This window comes from Nonomuraea sp. NPDC050478 (genome assembly GCF_044458265.1).
GTDB classification, from domain to species: Bacteria; Actinomycetota; Actinomycetes; order Streptosporangiales; family Streptosporangiaceae; genus Nonomuraea; species Nonomuraea ferruginea.
The window spans coordinates 112,698-127,380 of sequence record NZ_JBITHT010000009.1; the positions used below are offsets into that span (position 1 = coordinate 112,698).

The window sequence follows — 14,683 nt, forward strand, 5'->3', positions numbered from 1 at the left end:
CCCGCACGACGCGGGGCCGGGCCGGGCTCCCACACCCGGCCCGGCCCCGCGCGCGGTGCGGCGGGCTGGTCTGGTTACTCTGACCAGTCCTCGGTGCGGTCGGAGCGGGCCGGTTGGCGGCCGATGCGCATGGGGGACAGCGGGGCGTCGACCAGGAGGATGCGCTGGAACGACCGGGCCGTGTCGCGGAGCCGGGTCTTCCAGCCGCCGGCGGCCCGGTCGGCGTCGTTCGCGGCCTCGAAGGCGGCCCACCGCTCGTAGTCAGGCACGGCCCAGAGCAGGAAGCACTCGGAGTCGTCGCCGAGCGCGGTCCGCCAGGCGCCGGCCAGGTCCCAGCCGAAGCGCCCGTAGTGCGGGACGGCCTGGTCGCGGACCCGTTCCAGAAAGTCGGCCGCGTCCCCCGGCGGCACCGTGATCCGCTCGTGCGCGTACACCTCGCCGCGCACCCCGTCGGCGCACAGCTCCTCGATGGTGCGCGTCCACGGCGCGGGCAGGAGCAGGCGGTCGACGCCGCCGGAGCGCATCTCGGCGGCGGCCGCCCACCAGGCGGCCAGCTTCGGGTCCTGCAGCGACGGGTGGCCCAGCTCGTGCCGGAACGACGACGCCAGGCCGTCCCACCCGTCCTCCTCCCAGATGTTGACCACGCCCGGCCACCAGGCGGTCGAGCCGACGACGCCCCACACCCCGTAGCAGAGCTGGTCGCGCTCCTCCTGGGCGATGGGGCTGAAGTTGGCGGTCATGTGGTGCATGTAGCGGGCGCGGTTGTGGCCGGTGACGTCGATGAACTCGTGGATGTACATCTTGTCGTTCACGGGGACCCTCCGGAGGTTCAGGCGCTGAGGCGCATGGTCTGCTCGGCGACCCCGGCCAGGGAGGCGCCGTCCTGCCACAGCGCCACCCGGCCGGCGGCGGTGCGGCCGGCGCGGGCCACCAGGCTCACGTCGAGCAGGACCCACTCGGCGACGGGACCGCCGAACAGCCGGAGCGACGCGCTGACGGTGGTCACCCGGGGCCGTCCCGGCAGGGTCCGGCGCAGCAGGTAGGGGACGTGGTCGCTGACCACCGCGAGCCGCACCTCGTCCGGCACGTCGCAGAGCACCCGCGCCCACAACAGCACCGACCCGGGCGACCCACCGGCCACCCGGACGTCGAGCATCATCGCGCCGCCTGACCCCGACTCGTACGAGCGCTCCGGACACTCCAACGGCCCGGGAACCCGCGGCGGGCTCGCGACGCCGCCCGAGGTCACCGTCCCAGGGCGAGCGACGCCGCCGCCCGGCGCCACCGTCCCAGCGCCCGCGATCTCAAGGAGCGCGGCGGCCCCGGCCGAGGCCGCCGTCTCAGGGTGCGCGGCTGAGGTCGCCTCCACGACGGCGGTGCCGGTGAGGGCCGGTCGGTCGCCGTCGGTGGCGTCGAGGCGGCAGTGGGACAGGGCCCGGCCCTCGGTGAGCACGTCGCACCGTACGGAGAGCCGGGCGCCACGCGCGACGGGCCGCAGGAAGGCCGCGGACAGGTCGCGCAACCGCCGCCCGGTAGCGCGCTGGGCGGCGTCGGCGAGCAGCCCGAGCCCCCAGCCGCCGAAGAGCGCGCCGGTCCCGGAGCAGATCTCGCGGGACACGGGCACGTCGGACGGCGGGCCGCCGAGCGGCCAGGTCATCGCCTGATCACGGGTTTGGTCACCGAGTTGGTGCCGCCGAAGCAGAACTGGCTGCGCCCCGCCTTGGCCCCGACCACGAACAGCTCGAAGCAGTCGGCCGACGGGTTGACGGTGACCGGCGTCTCGGGGGCGTCGAGCAGCCAGCGCAGCTCGGGGTGCGAGGTCTCGAAGGCCGGCATCGACTGGTTGAGCATGAGCTGGCGGAAGGGCAGCTTGGTGCGCCGGTGGATGGCCTCCTTGATGTCGGCGGGCGTCCACCCGGCGGCGGCGAACGCGGCTGCGTGGTCGGGCGCCATCAGCAGCAGGTTGGAGAACGTGCCGTGGAACGGGTAGCCGGCCTCCAGCGGCGCGTCCTTCTTGATCAGCCACGCCCCGGCGGACGGCGTGCCGACCGCGTGGGAGGTGAGCGTGGACCAGCTCTCGATGAGCTTCTCCGGGTCGGAGTTCTGGAAGTCGAAGAACTCGGTCATTCCGTACGGCACGTTCACGGTGACCGTGGAGTCTTCGAGGGAGTGGCCCTGCTGCACCCGCCACGGCGCCCACGGGGTGCGCTCCTCGTTCTCCGCCACGCAGGCGGAGAACTTCATCGGCGTGCCGATGGTGTCCATGTCGGTGATGCCGGGGTAGGACAGGCCGACGTTCATCATGATCAGCCGCAGGGCGCGGCCGATGGCGACGTTGACCTCGGAGACGGAGCCGGGGCCGAGGGCGCACATGCCGCGGTTCATGCCGATCTCGTCGGCGATCGGGCCGGACACCAGCACCACGGGCGCCTGCGGGCCGGTGGACATGGCCCAGGTGCGCAGCCCGATGGACGGGTCCAGCACGCACTCCATCATGGCCATGATCACCGGCATGGTCTCGGGCCGGCAGCCGGCCATGACCGCGTTGGCCGCGATCTTCTCGACCGTGCCGATGCCGAACCCCGGCGCGAAGTCGCCCACGACGTGGCCGCCGTCCAGCCCGGACGCCGCGACCATGGCGTCGACCTTGGCCCGGGTGGGCGGCACCAGCGGCATGCCGTCGCTCCAGCCGTTGGCCACGAACCGGCGCTGCATCTCGTCGAACGCCTCCAGCAGGTCGCCCCCTCCGTAGTGCAGCTCGGGGGCGCTCTCCAGGACCATCGAGGCGAACTCGGGCAGCACGTCGAAGACCGGCCGCGGCTTGGTCAGGCACTCGACCACCTCGGCGAACGATTCCTCGACCATGCGGTGGATCTCGGCGGTGTCCTTGTTGGAGAAGCACTCGGGCACGATGACCGGGCAGGCCTCGGGCACCCCGAAGGTCTTGGCGCTGAACCGGGCGTCCTCGTCGAAGATCGCCGCGGTGTAGCCGATCGCCGGCACGCCGCGCCGCTCCACCTCGCACAGGTCGCGGATGAGCCAGGAGGTGCAGCTGCCGCAGTCGGCGGAGGTGCCCACCAGGGCGTCGACCTTCTCCTCGATGAGCGTGAGCTGCTCCTCCGACAGGTAGCGGGTCGTGCCGCCGAGCGCGCCGGTCATCTCGACGAACGTGACGTCCTCGTACGCGGCCTCGATCAGCTCGCGGGCCTTGACCAGCGCGTCGAGGCCGTTCTGCTTGCCGTTCCAGTAGAGCGCCACCGTGGCGCCGTCGAGCGTCTCCGGCCGCGGCGCGGGCGGGAACCGGTCGCCGTCGGCGTGGGAGCGTGGCGTGGCCACCGGGTTGACGATGCTCAGCCGGGCACTCATGTAAGGACCTCCACCACGATCTCCGTTCCTGGGCTGCGGCGGCGCAGTGTCTCCGCCATGAGCTGGCTCAGCTCGTGCTGCGGCAGGACGCACACGTCGTCCGCGCAGTCGGGACCCGCGCTGCCGGGCCGGTAACCGACCCGGATCGTGCCGGCGTCCTCCGCCAGCAGCACGAGCTCGCCGCCGTCACGGCTGACCATCCGCTCGAACTCCGCCACCAGCCGCGCTCCGGTCGACGTCACGGCCATCACCACCCTTGCTTCCATAACCAGGTACCTAGTTTTACAGCCCGTGCGAGCGGCCGACAAGAGACCGGAGGAGAATTCAGGTACCTAGTTTTTCTCAGCTATGTTTTCTATCATTGCTACGATAAAGTGAAACGGTGGCAACCCTCAAGCGGGTGCGCGCGGGAAAGTCAGGACGGCTCGCGCACGTCCGACCAGTCGATCACCTGGGCGATCTGCCGGGGGTAGCCCTCGCGCAGCCGCCGCCCGAACTCCTCCTCCAGCTCGCGCATCGCGTCGCGGGCCGCCTGCGCGTCACGCGCCGCCACCGCCGCGTGCACCGTGCGCAGCCGGCCCAGCACCTGCGCGCGGTAGCGCTCGTCCGGCACGAACCCGGCGCTGTTCACGATCGCCCGCAGGGCCGGGCTGAGGAAGGCGAACAGCTGGTTGTGGCAGCTCTCGGCCAGGTGGCGCCAGTAGGACTCGTAAGCCGCGGAGAAGGCCCGGTAGGAGCCGAGCCCGCGCTCGATCGCGTCGAGGTCGCCCGCCATCGCGGCCAGCTCCTCGTCGGTGGCGTTGCGCGCGGCCAGCTCCGCCAGGCCGGGCTCGATCATCACCCGGGCGTCCAGCACCGAGCTCAGCGGCGCCCCGGCGAACTGCAGCAGCAGGGCGACGGTGGAGGCGAGGTTGGGCCAGCCGGGCTGCACGATCTCCGGCCCGCCGTTCGGCCCCGGCCGCATCACGATCAGCCCCTGGTGTTCCAGGAACCGGAGCGCCTCCCGGTAGGTGCCCCGCCCCACGCCGTGCCGCCGCATCGCCTCGGCCTCCGGCAGGTAGCGGTCGCCCGGGCCCATGCCGCTGTCGCGCATCGTCTCCACGATCTGCCTGGCGACCTCGAGAGACAGCTTCGGGCGGCGCTCACCGGGATCAACTCGCACCCGCAGATTGTACGCAGCACGCACAGGAGGACCCGATGACCGATCTCGGCCTGCTCGGACTGTGCCACGTGGGCATCGCCGTGCCCAGCGTGGCGGAGTTCACCCGCACCTGGGGCACGCTGCTGGGCGTCTCCGACTGGCTGGTCACCGAGATCGACCAGCCGGCCGGCCTCCTCCAGCTGCACGGCGAGCGGCAGGGCCCGTCCCGCTCCAGGATCGCCATGGCCCGCCTGGCGGACACGGCGATCGAGCTGGTCGAGCCGCTGGAGGGCCGCACCCGCACCTCGGCCTGGCTGGAGACCCGCGGCCCCGGCATCCACCACCTGGCCTTCTGGGTACGCGACCTGGACCACGCCGTGGCCGCGCTCGCCGATCACGCCGACGTCACCTACTCCCCCGCCGCCCGCCTCCGGCCCGGGCCCGCCGGGGCGCCGGTGTCCGCGGTGGCCCGCGGCAGCGGCCCGCTTCCCGTCGATCCGGGGTTCTGGCTGTACTCGGAGTCGCGTGACGCCCAGGTGCCCTGGTGCCTGGAACTCCTGGACGCGCGCCGGGCGGACGTGGTGCGCGCCGCCTTCGGCGACCACGTCGTGTACCCCTCTTGATGATCGGCCGCACCAAGGTCTTGCCGGAGGTGTGACGTAGGCGACAATATAAGTCGCTATACGTCTAACGACGCGCCCCTGGCACCAACGGAGGTGGCCTGTGACGATGATCGGCTCGGCAGTACCACGCAAGGAGGACGCCGCGTTGCTCACCGGGCGCGGCACGTTCGTGGACGACATCCATCGTCCCGGGCTGCTCCACATGGTCTACGTGCACAGCACGGAGGCCCACGCGCTCATCACCGGCGTCGACGCCGAGGAGGCCCGCTCGCTGCCCGGCGTGGTCGGCGTCTGGACCGCGCGGGACTTCGCCGGCCTGCCGCCCCGCCCGTCCGTGCCCGGCCTGGAACGCGGCTACCTGGCCGCCGGCAAGGTGCACTACGTCGGCGAGCCGGTGGCCGTCGTCGTCGCCGCCGACCGGTACGCCGCCGCCGACGCGGCGCGCGCCGTGCGCGTGGCGTACGAGCCGCTGCCGGTGATGGCCACGGTGGCCGACGCGCTGGCGCCGGACGCGGTGCCCATCTTCGCGCCGCTGCCCGGCAACCTCGCCCTGGAACAGCAGGTGACGCCGGACGACGTGACGGCCGATCTGGAGGCCGCCCCGCACCGGCTGCGCGCCCGCCTGGTCAACCAGCGCTGCGCCGGAGCGCCGATGGAGCCGTACGGGGTGCTCGCCGACTGGACCGGGGCCGGGCCGACCGTGTGGGCCACGGTGCAGGCGCCGCACCGGGTCCGGGCGGAGATCGCCGAGCGGTTCGGGCTCGCCAGGCACCTGGTCCGGGTGGTCGCGCCCGACGTCGGCGGCGCCTTCGGGGTGAAGTCGTCGTTCATGCCCGAGCTGTTCCTCGCGCCCGAGCTGTCGCGCCGGCTCGGCCGGCCGGTCAAGTACGTCGAGACCCGCGGCGAGCACATGGTGCACACCTACCACGGCCGCGACCAGCTGCAGGACGTCGAGGTGGGCTTCGACGACGAGGGCCGCATCCTCGCCCTGGACGTGACGCTCACGGTCAACATCGGCGGCGTGCCCGACCCGGTGGGCATCGGTCTCGCCACGCTCACCTCGTACATGCTGGGCGGCTGTTACAAGATCCCGAAGATCGCCGCGCGCTACCGGAGCGTCGTTACCAATACCACGCCTACCGCGTCCTACCGGGGGGCGGGACGGCCCGAGGCGAGCTTCCTGATCGAGCGGGTGGTCGACCTGGTCGCCCGCGAGCTCGGCAGGGACCCCGCCGACGTCCGGAAGGCGAACCTGATCCAGCCGGGCGAGATGCCGTACCAGACCCCGTTCGAGGGGATCGTGTACGACGAGGCCGACTACCCGGCCGCGCTGGACCTGCTGCTGGACCGGCTCGGCTACGCCGGGTTGCGCGAGGAGCAGGCGCGGCGGCTCGCCGACCCGCGCGCGCCGCTGCTCGGCGTCGGGCTGTCCACGTTCGTGGAGATGGGCGGGTTCGGGCCCACGCCGCTGTTCGAGCAGTTCGGCTACCTCGGCGGCTGGGAGTCGGCGAACGTCCGGATGCAGCCGGACGGGTCGGTGATCGTCCTGGTCGGCACCGCCCCGCACGGGCAGGGCCACCAGACGGCGCTGGCCCAGATCGCCGCCGACCAGCTGGGCGTGCCCTTCGACGCCATCAGCGTGCTGTACGGGGACACCGCGGTCGTGCAGGAGGGCACCGGCACCATGGGCAGCCGCGGCATGCCGGTCGCGGGCAACGCCGTGCGGATGGCCGCGGTGGAGGTGGCGGACAAGGCCAGGCGCGTCGCGGCCCACATGCTGGAGGCCGACGCGGACGACCTGGTGCGGATCGGCGACGGGTTCCAGGTCAAGGGCGTGCCCGACGCGACGGTGACGCTGGCGGAGGTGGCGGAGCGCGCCTTCAAGCCGCACCTGCTGCCCGAGGGCGCCGCGCTCGGCCTGGAGAACACCTCGTACTTCGAGCCGAAGAACCTCAGCTACCCGAGCGGGGCGCACGGGTGCGTGGTGGAGATCGACCGCGACACCGGGCGGGTGTCGATCCTGCGCTACGTCTGCGTGGACGACTGCGGCACCGTCATCAACCCGATGACGGCCCGCGGGCAGATCCACGGCGGGGTCGCCCAGGGCATCGCGCAGGCGCTGTTCGAGAAGGTCGCCTTCGACGCCGGCGGCCGGCCGCTCACCGCCTCCCTGGAGGACTACATGGTGCCGGGCGCGCTGGACCTGCCCCCGTACGAGACCCACCACATCGAGACGAGGTCCAGCTTCAACCCGCTCGGCGCCAAGGGGCTCGGCGAGGCGGGCGCGACGGCGGCGCCGCAGGCCGTGGTGAACGCCGTGGTGGACGCGCTGGCCCATCTCGGCGTGCGCGACGTGGAGATGCCCTGCACGCCGGAACGAGTCTGGAAGGTCATGCACGATGCGAGTTGAGATCACCGTCAACGGGCAGGCGCACAGCCGGGAGATCGAGCCCCGGCTGCTGCTCGTCCACTTCCTGCGCGACACGCTGTCCCTGACGGGCACGCACGTCGGCTGCGACACCTCCAGCTGCGGCGCCTGCACGGTCCTGCTCGACGGCGAGGCCGTGAAATCCTGCACCGTCCTGGCGGCGCAGGCCGACGGCCTCGCGGTCACCACGGTCGAGGGGCTGGCCGGTGAGGACGGGCTGTCGCCCGTGCAGGAGGGTTTCCGGCAGTGTCACGGGCTGCAGTGCGGGTTCTGCACGCCGGGCATGGTGATGGCGGCCACCGCGCTGCTCGCCGAGAACCCCGACCCGACGGAGCAGGAGATCCGCGGCGGGCTCAAGGGCAACATGTGCCGGTGCACCGGCTACCAGATGATCGTCGAGTCGGTCCAGTGGGCCGCCGCGAACGGAGGCGCGAAGTGATCCCGGCCGGCTTCTCCTACGTGCGCGCCGGCTCCGTCGAGGAGGCGCTCGACGAGCTCTCCCGGCACGGCGACGCCGCCAGGCCGCTGGCGGGCGGTCACTCGCTGCTGCCCGCGATGAAGCTGCGGCGGGCCGAGCCGGGCGTCCTGGTCGACATCGGCCGGCTCCGCGAGCTGTCGTACGTCAGAACGGACGGCGACCGGATCGCGGTCGGCGCGCTCACCAGCCACCGGACCCTGGAGCGCGACCCGGTGGTGGCCGCGCAGGTGCCGCTGCTGGCCGCCGCCGCGCGCCGGATCGGCGACCCGCAGGTGCGCAACCGGGGCACGATCGGCGGCTCGCTGGCCCACGCCGATCCGGCGGCCGACCTGGCCGGCGCCGTGCTCGCGCTGGACGGGGTGCTGGTGGCGCGCGGCCCTGCGGGCGTACGGGAGATCCCGGCGCGGGAGTTCTTCACCGGCCGGCGCCGTAACGCGCTGGCGCCGGGCGAGCTGCTCACCGAGATCCGGCTGCCGGCCGCGCCCGGCCGGTCGTACGCGTTCGAGAAGTTCAGCCGCCGCGCCCTGGACTGGGCCGTGGTCGGGGTCGCGGCCCAGGCCCGGCCCGGCGGGGGCGTGGCGATCGCGCTGATCGGCATGGGGCCGACGCCGGTGCGGGCGACGGCGGTGGAGGAGGCCCTGGCGGCGGGCGAACCGGCCGCCGAGGCTGCCCGGCTGGCCGCGTGGGGCTGCGAGCCGCCGGACGACGCGGTGGCGAGCGCGTCCTACCGCACCCACCTCGCCGAGGTGCTGGTGACCCGCGCCCTGGCCGCGCTGTAGAAGCCCGGGGCCCGGCCGCGACCTCGCGGCCGGGCCCCGCTCGTTCAGGACGTCGGCTTGACCTGCTGGAGGAGCGGGAGCACGCGGTACGGGACGCGACCGCGCAGGGCTACCTCGGTACGGGTCCGGACCACGCCGGGAAGCGCGAGCAGGGCCTGCACGATCTGCTCCAGGTGACCGTTGTCCAGGGCGGCGATCCGGCACAGCAGGTCGCCCTCTCCGGTGGTCGAGTGTGCCTCCAGCACTTCCGGGAGCTGGCCGAGCCGCTCGGTCACGTCGTCCAGCCTGCCCTGCGCGAGGTGCAGGTGCACGAACGCCTGGACCGTGTAGCCGAGGGCGGCCGGCGACACGTGCGCGGCGTAGCCGGTGATCGCCCCGCGCCGCTCCAGCCGCGCGATGCGGGCCTGCACCGTGCCCCTGGCGACGCCGAGCACCCGCGCGTACTCGCGGTAGCCCGCGCGCGGCTCCTCCAGGAGCAGGCGCAGGAGGGCCAGGTCCAGGTCGTCGAGGTCCACGAGACTGTCAGCCCGCCAGCACGGGGGCGATCAGCGCCCGCCAGGGGGCCAGATCGGTGTAGTCGCGGAAGCCGGTGATCAGCTCGCGGGCGGGATCCACCTCCGCGACGCCGTTGCAGGCGACGCTGTACTCCCGGCCGTCGATCCAGAACCGGTCGACCCGTTCGAGCCACGCGCGCTCGTCCGTGTAGCTCGCGGTCACCAGCTCCCACCGCACCCGCTCGGCGCGGCCCAGAATCGGCCGGAGCAACGCCGCGACGGGGGCCCGCCCGGCCACGGGCGCATGCGGGACGTTCGCGTAGGTACCGTCCTCCGCGAAACATCCGGCCGCCGCGTCCGCATCCCTGGCGTGCACCGCCGCCAGAAAACGCTCCGTCACCCGATACCCGGCCGTCACCCGTCCCCACCCACCCTCCCGTGAGCGCCCAACACCCCACAGCCGGTCGTCACCGCACAGACGGACCTCACCGCACAAGCGGACGCCACCGCACAGGCAGATGTCACAGCGCGAGCGGATGTCATCGCCTGGTCAGGCGTCACCGCGCAAGCGGACGCCACCCTCCGGGCGGATGGCACCGCCTGGTCGGATCCCACCCCACAGCCGGTCGTCACCGCACAGACGGATCTCACCGCACAGACGGATCTCACCGCGTAGGCCGATCTCACCGCGTGGGTGGATGTCATCGGAACAGCACTGGATAGGAGGCGAAGTGGTCGCGGGAGGAGTTGGGGTCGCGCCTGGGCGGATGGTGGGGGTCGGGGCGGGCGCCGGCGGTGAGCAGGGCCGACAGCATGAGGGTGACCGTACCGAGAACCTGCTCGGCGTCGTCCGCCGCCGGGACACCGCCGGCGAGTTCGGTGCCGATGCACGCGTGGGTGCCGCCGCCGAAGGCGTGGCCCCAGCGGGGGACGCCGGCCGGGACCTCGCGCAGGGGGTCGAACTCGTCCGGGCGCTCGAACATCCGGGGGTCGCGGTTGGCCGCCGCGATGTCCAGCACGACGAACGCGCCCTCGGGGATCTCGGTGCCGCCGCGCAGCACGGCGGGGGCCAGCGCGCGCCGCTGCGCGACAGGGCTGGCCGGGTGCAGCCGCAGGGTCTCGTGCACACAGCGCTGGAGCAGGGCCGGGTCGTCGAGGGCCTTCTCGGCGGCGGCCGGGTCGCGGCGGACCCAGGCGAAGAACTCGTCGGCCGAGTGCGTGAACGCGTCGGCGGTGCTGTGCGAGCCTGCCTGGAGGTAGAAGGCGCATTCGCGGAGCAGGATCTCCTGGTCGATGCCGAGCTCGTCCCAGTGGCGCAGCAGGCCGGTGAGCACGTCGCGGGGCAGGTCCTGCTCACCCAGCTCGCCGGCCGCGTGCCGGGCCAGCAACGCCCTGCGGCGCTCCAGCGACGGCCGCATGAACGTGGCGTCGAACTCGTCCAGCGCCGCCCGCACCTCGGCCCGGACGACGTCCGGGTCCCGGGTGGTGTGCACCAGGGTGGCGCCTTCGGAGAACTTCTTCGCGTAGCGGTAGAGCGCGTCCGCCTCGGCCGCGGAGCCGGTGGGCCGGTCGATGCCGGCGACCAGCGCGGTCAAGCTCATGATCGTGCGGTAGCCGAGCTCGACCAGGTCCGCGCGGCCGTCGGCGGCGAACGGCGCCAGCGTGTCGCGGACGACGTCGTGCAGGAACTCGCGCTCCCAGTGCCGGAACGTGCCCCGGCGGAACAGCCGGTTCTCCACCCTGCGCCGCACGCGGTGGTCCTCCCCGTGCAGCACCAGCAGGCAGTCGGCCATGACGACCCCGCCCTCGTCGTAGAGCGCCTGCTTGAGGTCGCGCAGCCGGAAGGCCTCGCGTACGTCGGCGTAGCCGTCAAGAGTGATCGTCGTCATCGCCACGCGCTCCCTGATTGACACGGGGTTAGAACACTAACGACGCTACCAGCGGACACCGCCCTGCGGAAGATGTGACCCTGCGTACCGCCCTGTCATTCGTCGTTAGGGTCTTGACGCCGCTCGGTGAGCCACGAGACCCTCAGCAGGGACCGGCAACCCCCCGATCCGGTCGTGCGCAACGGAGGAGCAAGTCCAGATGACAGCCGTCGCCGAAGAGACAACGATCGTCCTCACCACGTTCGCGGACGCCAAGGACGCCTATCGCAGCAAGGACCTGCGCCAGTCGCTCTACGACGAGGGCGAGGTCGTGATGGCGGACGTGCTGGTGAACCTGCACGGCGACGAGCACCGGTCCCGGCGCCGGGTGGAGAACCGGATGTTCCGCCGCGAGGTGTTCGAACGCTACGAACGCGAGCTGTTCCCGCGGGTGATCGAGCAGACCCTGGCCCCGTACCAGGCGGAGGGCCGGGTCGACCTGGTGCACCTGGGGCACGAGCTGATGCTCAACCTCGCCGCCCTGACCGCGGGCGTCGACCGCCCCGCGGGCACCGCCGAGGAGACCGGCCGGCTCTACGCGTACATGATGAGCTTCATCGAGGGCGCCACGCTCGCGCACTCGACGAAGGACAAGGACGAGCAGCGGCGCGTGATCGCGCGGGCCCTCGAAGACTGGGACGCGGAGTTCCTGGCCCCGTCCATCGCCCGCCGCCGCGACCTGCTGGAGCGGGAGGCGGCCGGCGAGGACGTGGACGTGCCCAGCGACGTGCTGACCACGCTGCTGCGCCACACCGGGGAGTTGCGCCTGCCGCACGAGGTGATCCGCAGGGAGGTCGCGTTCTTCCTGCTGGCCGGCGCGCACACCAGCGCCACCGCGTTCGTCCGCTCGGTCGATCACATCCTGGGCTGGATCGAGGCGCACCCCGAGGACGCCGGGCTCGCCGCCGCCGACCCGCTGTTCGTCCAGCGCTCCGTGCACGAGACCGTACGGCTCAACCCGTCCAGCCCGATCGGCCGGAGGCGCGCGCTGGCTCCGGTCTCGCTGCGTTCCGGCATCGAGATCCCCGAGGGCGCGACCGTGGTGATCGACCTGCAGTCGGTCAACCGCGACCCGGAGGTCTTCGGCGCGGACGCCGCCGCGTTCGACCCGCACCGCACGTTCCCCCCGAACGTGGCCCCGTTCGGGCTGAGCTTCGCCGCGGGGATGCACGTGTGCATCGGCCAGGACCTCGCCGCCGGGGTCGTGCAACGGGCCGGCTCGGATCCGGACGACCACCTCTTCGGCCTGGTCACCGGTGTGGTCCAGCGGATGTTCGCGGCGCGGGTGCGGCGCGACCCGGACAACCCGCCGCAGCGTGACGCCAACACTCAGCGGCCCTACTGGGGCTCCTACCCGGTCCTGTTCGGAGGCGGCGAGTGACGTACCGGATCCAGCTCGACCGGGACGTGTGCATCAGCTCCGGCAGGTGCGTCGCGGAGGCGCCGGAGTCGTTCCGCTTCGACGACGACGAGATCGTCGCGCTGGTCCCTGGCGGGCCGCGGCTGACGGACGAGCACATCTTCGACCTCGCCCGCGACTGTCCCTCCGGCGCCATCCGCGTCTTCGACGGGGACGAGGAGATCGATGTCTACTGAGGGCGCCTTCGCGTCACGACTGATCCCGTTCGTGAACACCTCGGGCGGGCTGCTCGGGCGGTCCGCCGCGCGGCGCGAGCCGTAGTCGTGGACCTGGGAATCCGGGGCCGGCGTGCGGCCGTGGCGGCGGCGAGCGCGGGGCTCGGTCACGCGAGCGCGGCCGCGCTGGTCGCGGAGGGGGCGCGGGTCACGATCTGCGGCTCCGACGAGGAGCGGGCGCGCGCCGCGGCGGAGCGCCTGGGGCCCGGCGTGCGGTGGCTGCGCGCCGACGTCTCAGGACCGGACGGTGCCGCGGCGTTCGTGGAGGAGGCCGCGGCGCTGATGGGCGGGCTCGACATCCTGGTGGTGAACGGGCCGGGCCCGCCGCCCGGCACGATCGCGCAGACCCCGCTGGACGCCTATCGACCGGCGCTGGAACGCAGCCTGCTCGCCGTCGTGCGGATGTCGCTGGCCGCGCTGCCGTTCATGCGGGAGGGTGGCTGGGGCCGGATCGTCGCGATCACCTCGCTCGGCGTGCGCCAGCCGTACCCGAACCTCGCGCTGTCCAACACCGCACGCGCGGGCGCCACGGGTTTCCTGCGCACGCTGGCCCGCGAGGTGGCCGCGGACGGGATCACGGTGAACTCCGTGCAGCCCGGCCTGCACCGTACGGAACGGGTCACGCAGGTGTACGGCGACAGCCCGCCGGTCGGCGACGTGCCGGCGGGACGGCTGGGCGAGCCGGCCGACCTCGGCGCGGTCGTCGCGTTCCTGTGCTCGGCGCAGGCCGGTTACCTCACCGGCGCGGCGGTGCCCGTGGACGGAGGGGCCTACCAGGCGCTGCTGTGACCCGTCGAACGTTGTGAACAAGGCACGCCGCCGCGTCCACTAGCGTAGTTAACCTTATGACGACGCTTAGGACAGGCCGACAAGGGGAGAGAACAGCATGACGAAATGGGCCGTGGTCACCGGGGCGGCGCACGGCATCGGAGCCGTCATCGCCGAGTACGCGGTGAAAGAGGGCTACCGGGTCGCCGCATGGGACGTCGACGGCCCGGCCGTCGAGCAGACGGCCCGCGACATCGGCGACGCGTGCGCGGGCACGGCCGTCGACGTCGCCGACGAGGAGTCGGTGCGCGCCGCGGCGGCGCTGCTGCCGGAGCCGCCGCAGCTGGTGGTGAACAACGCCGGCATCGTCCGGTTCGGGCCGCTGCTCGACCTCCCGGTGGCCGAGTGGGAGGCCGCGCTGCGGGTCAACCTGACGGGCACCTTCATCGTCGCCAGGACGCTCGCCAGGGCGATGGCCGACGCCGGCGGAGGCGCGATCGTCAACCTGGCCTCGATCAACGGCATCGCGGCCGCCCCGAACGCGGGCGCCTACTCGGCCAGCAAGGCCGGCGTCGTCCGGCTGACCGAGCACATGGCGATGGAGTGGGCCAGGCACGGCATCCGGGTCAACTGCGTGGCTCCCGGGCTCATCCACGCGGGCATGTCCGACGCCATCTACGCCGACCCCGAGGTCCGGCGCGTCCGCGAGGGCGCGGTGCCCCTGGCCCGGCTCGGCTCGGCCGAGGACATCGCCGCCGCCGTCCTCTTCCTCGGCTCCGAGAAGTCCGCCTACGTCAGCGGCCAGACCCTCGCCGTCGACGGCGGCCTCATCAAGAGCACCCTCGCCTCCCTCCCGCGCCCGGCATCAGTGGACTCCGTCGGCTTCGCCGAGGCCTGACGACTGGGGGCGCGTCACGTCGTACGTGACGCGCCCCCGCCGTCGTGTGCACGGGCTGCTCGCGCACCTGCGGGGCCGTCTCGCGTATGTGGGGCCGTCTCGCACACCGCGTGCCGGGGGCGATGGAGGGCTGTCTCGCACATGC

At 73.1% G+C, this 14,683-nt stretch carries 16 protein-coding genes; 8 read left to right on the top strand and 8 right to left on the bottom strand.

Going from position 1 to position 14,683, the window contains the following annotated elements:
• Window positions 1-74: 74 nt before the first annotated feature.
• The 5 genes from ACIBF7_RS38010 to ACIBF7_RS38030 all read right to left on the bottom strand — a co-directional run bounded on the left by ACIBF7_RS38010 (window position 75) and on the right by ACIBF7_RS38030 (window position 4,528).
• Entirely contained in the window at window positions 75-812 is a 738-nt protein-coding gene (locus ACIBF7_RS38010; protein WP_271278197.1) for an NIPSNAP family protein, read from the bottom strand.
• A gap of 17 nt (window positions 813-829) precedes the next feature.
• Complete coding sequence (locus tag ACIBF7_RS38015; RefSeq protein WP_397199285.1) at window positions 830-1,657, bottom strand: acyl-CoA thioesterase domain-containing protein; 828 nt, start codon at window positions 1,655-1,657, stop codon at window positions 830-832.
• Complete coding sequence (locus ACIBF7_RS38020; RefSeq protein ID WP_397199286.1) at window positions 1,654-3,366, bottom strand: hypothetical protein; 1,713 nt, start codon at window positions 3,364-3,366, stop codon at window positions 1,654-1,656. The genes ACIBF7_RS38015 and ACIBF7_RS38020 overlap by 4 nt, the downstream gene beginning before the upstream one ends.
• Entirely contained in the window at window positions 3,363-3,608 is a 246-nt protein-coding gene (locus ACIBF7_RS38025) for a hypothetical protein (RefSeq protein WP_148031141.1), read from the bottom strand. The genes ACIBF7_RS38020 and ACIBF7_RS38025 overlap by 4 nt, the downstream gene beginning before the upstream one ends.
• A 173-nt stretch (window positions 3,609-3,781) precedes the next feature.
• A complete protein-coding gene (locus ACIBF7_RS38030; RefSeq protein WP_364234332.1) occupies window positions 3,782-4,528 on the bottom strand; it encodes an FCD domain-containing protein in 747 nt (248 codons plus the stop codon).
• Window positions 4,529-4,563: 35 nt separating this feature from the next.
• On the opposite strand from ACIBF7_RS38030, the gene ACIBF7_RS38035 reads away from it, so the two are divergent.
• The 4 genes from ACIBF7_RS38035 to ACIBF7_RS38050 all read left to right on the top strand — a co-directional run bounded on the left by ACIBF7_RS38035 (window position 4,564) and on the right by ACIBF7_RS38050 (window position 8,815).
• Window positions 4,564-5,130 (top strand): VOC family protein, encoded by a 567-nt coding sequence (locus ACIBF7_RS38035; RefSeq protein ID WP_271278194.1) that lies wholly within the window; start codon window positions 4,564-4,566, stop codon window positions 5,128-5,130.
• Between the two features lie 106 nt (window positions 5,131-5,236).
• Window positions 5,237-7,540 (top strand): xanthine dehydrogenase family protein molybdopterin-binding subunit, encoded by a 2,304-nt coding sequence (locus ACIBF7_RS38040; RefSeq protein WP_397199287.1) that lies wholly within the window; start codon window positions 5,237-5,239, stop codon window positions 7,538-7,540.
• Entirely contained in the window at window positions 7,530-7,997 is a 468-nt protein-coding gene (locus ACIBF7_RS38045; protein WP_148031137.1) for a (2Fe-2S)-binding protein, read from the top strand. Before ACIBF7_RS38040 ends, ACIBF7_RS38045 begins: the two co-directional genes overlap by 11 nt.
• Window positions 7,994-8,815 (top strand): FAD binding domain-containing protein, encoded by an 822-nt coding sequence (locus tag ACIBF7_RS38050; RefSeq protein ID WP_397199288.1) that lies wholly within the window; start codon window positions 7,994-7,996, stop codon window positions 8,813-8,815. Before ACIBF7_RS38045 ends, ACIBF7_RS38050 begins: the two co-directional genes overlap by 4 nt.
• A 44-nt stretch (window positions 8,816-8,859) precedes the next feature.
• Here ACIBF7_RS38050 and ACIBF7_RS38055 read toward each other — a convergent pair whose 3' ends face one another.
• The 3 genes from ACIBF7_RS38055 to ACIBF7_RS38065 all read right to left on the bottom strand — a co-directional run bounded on the left by ACIBF7_RS38055 (window position 8,860) and on the right by ACIBF7_RS38065 (window position 11,198).
• A complete protein-coding gene (locus ACIBF7_RS38055) occupies window positions 8,860-9,330 on the bottom strand; it encodes an Lrp/AsnC family transcriptional regulator (protein WP_345483103.1) in 471 nt (156 codons plus the stop codon).
• Between the two features lie 7 nt (window positions 9,331-9,337).
• Entirely contained in the window at window positions 9,338-9,727 is a 390-nt protein-coding gene (locus ACIBF7_RS38060; protein ID WP_397199289.1) for a nuclear transport factor 2 family protein, read from the bottom strand.
• A 283-nt stretch (window positions 9,728-10,010) separates the two neighbouring features.
• A complete protein-coding gene (locus ACIBF7_RS38065; RefSeq protein ID WP_397199290.1) occupies window positions 10,011-11,198 on the bottom strand; it encodes a cytochrome P450 in 1,188 nt (395 codons plus the stop codon).
• Window positions 11,199-11,397: 199 nt separating this feature from the next.
• Between ACIBF7_RS38065 and ACIBF7_RS38070 the strand changes: the two genes are divergently transcribed.
• The 4 genes from ACIBF7_RS38070 to ACIBF7_RS38085 all read left to right on the top strand — a co-directional run bounded on the left by ACIBF7_RS38070 (window position 11,398) and on the right by ACIBF7_RS38085 (window position 14,538).
• Entirely contained in the window at window positions 11,398-12,618 is a 1,221-nt protein-coding gene (locus ACIBF7_RS38070; RefSeq protein ID WP_271280491.1) for a cytochrome P450, read from the top strand.
• A complete protein-coding gene (locus ACIBF7_RS38075; RefSeq protein ID WP_397199291.1) occupies window positions 12,615-12,833 on the top strand; it encodes a ferredoxin in 219 nt (72 codons plus the stop codon). Before ACIBF7_RS38070 ends, ACIBF7_RS38075 begins: the two co-directional genes overlap by 4 nt.
• 87 nt (window positions 12,834-12,920) lie before the next feature.
• A complete protein-coding gene (locus ACIBF7_RS38080) occupies window positions 12,921-13,661 on the top strand; it encodes an SDR family oxidoreductase (protein ID WP_219549585.1) in 741 nt (246 codons plus the stop codon).
• Between the two features lie 97 nt (window positions 13,662-13,758).
• Complete coding sequence (locus ACIBF7_RS38085; RefSeq protein ID WP_345483102.1) at window positions 13,759-14,538, top strand: SDR family NAD(P)-dependent oxidoreductase; 780 nt, start codon at window positions 13,759-13,761, stop codon at window positions 14,536-14,538.
• The last annotated feature ends 145 nt before the right edge of the window (window positions 14,539-14,683 follow it).

What these genes read in the sequence shown, in the direction of transcription:
- ACIBF7_RS38015 (WP_397199285.1), bottom strand. Translation starts at nt 1,657, where the DNA reads ATGACCTGGCCGCTCGGCGGCCCGCCGTCCGACGTGCCCGTGTCCCGC.
- ACIBF7_RS38020 (WP_397199286.1), bottom strand. Translation starts at nt 3,366, where the DNA reads ATGAGTGCCCGGCTGAGCATCGTCAACCCGGTGGCCACGCCACGCTCC.
- ACIBF7_RS38035 (WP_271278194.1), top strand. Translation starts at nt 4,564, where the DNA reads ATGACCGATCTCGGCCTGCTCGGACTGTGCCACGTGGGCATCGCCGTG.
- ACIBF7_RS38040 (WP_397199287.1), top strand. Translation starts at nt 5,237, where the DNA reads ATGATCGGCTCGGCAGTACCACGCAAGGAGGACGCCGCGTTGCTCACC.
- ACIBF7_RS38045 (WP_148031137.1), top strand. Translation starts at nt 7,530, where the DNA reads ATGCGAGTTGAGATCACCGTCAACGGGCAGGCGCACAGCCGGGAGATC.
- ACIBF7_RS38065 (WP_397199290.1), bottom strand. Translation starts at nt 11,198, where the DNA reads ATGACGACGATCACTCTTGACGGCTACGCCGACGTACGCGAGGCCTTC.
- ACIBF7_RS38070 (WP_271280491.1), top strand. Translation starts at nt 11,398, where the DNA reads ATGACAGCCGTCGCCGAAGAGACAACGATCGTCCTCACCACGTTCGCG.
- ACIBF7_RS38085 (WP_345483102.1), top strand. Translation starts at nt 13,759, where the DNA reads ATGACGAAATGGGCCGTGGTCACCGGGGCGGCGCACGGCATCGGAGCC.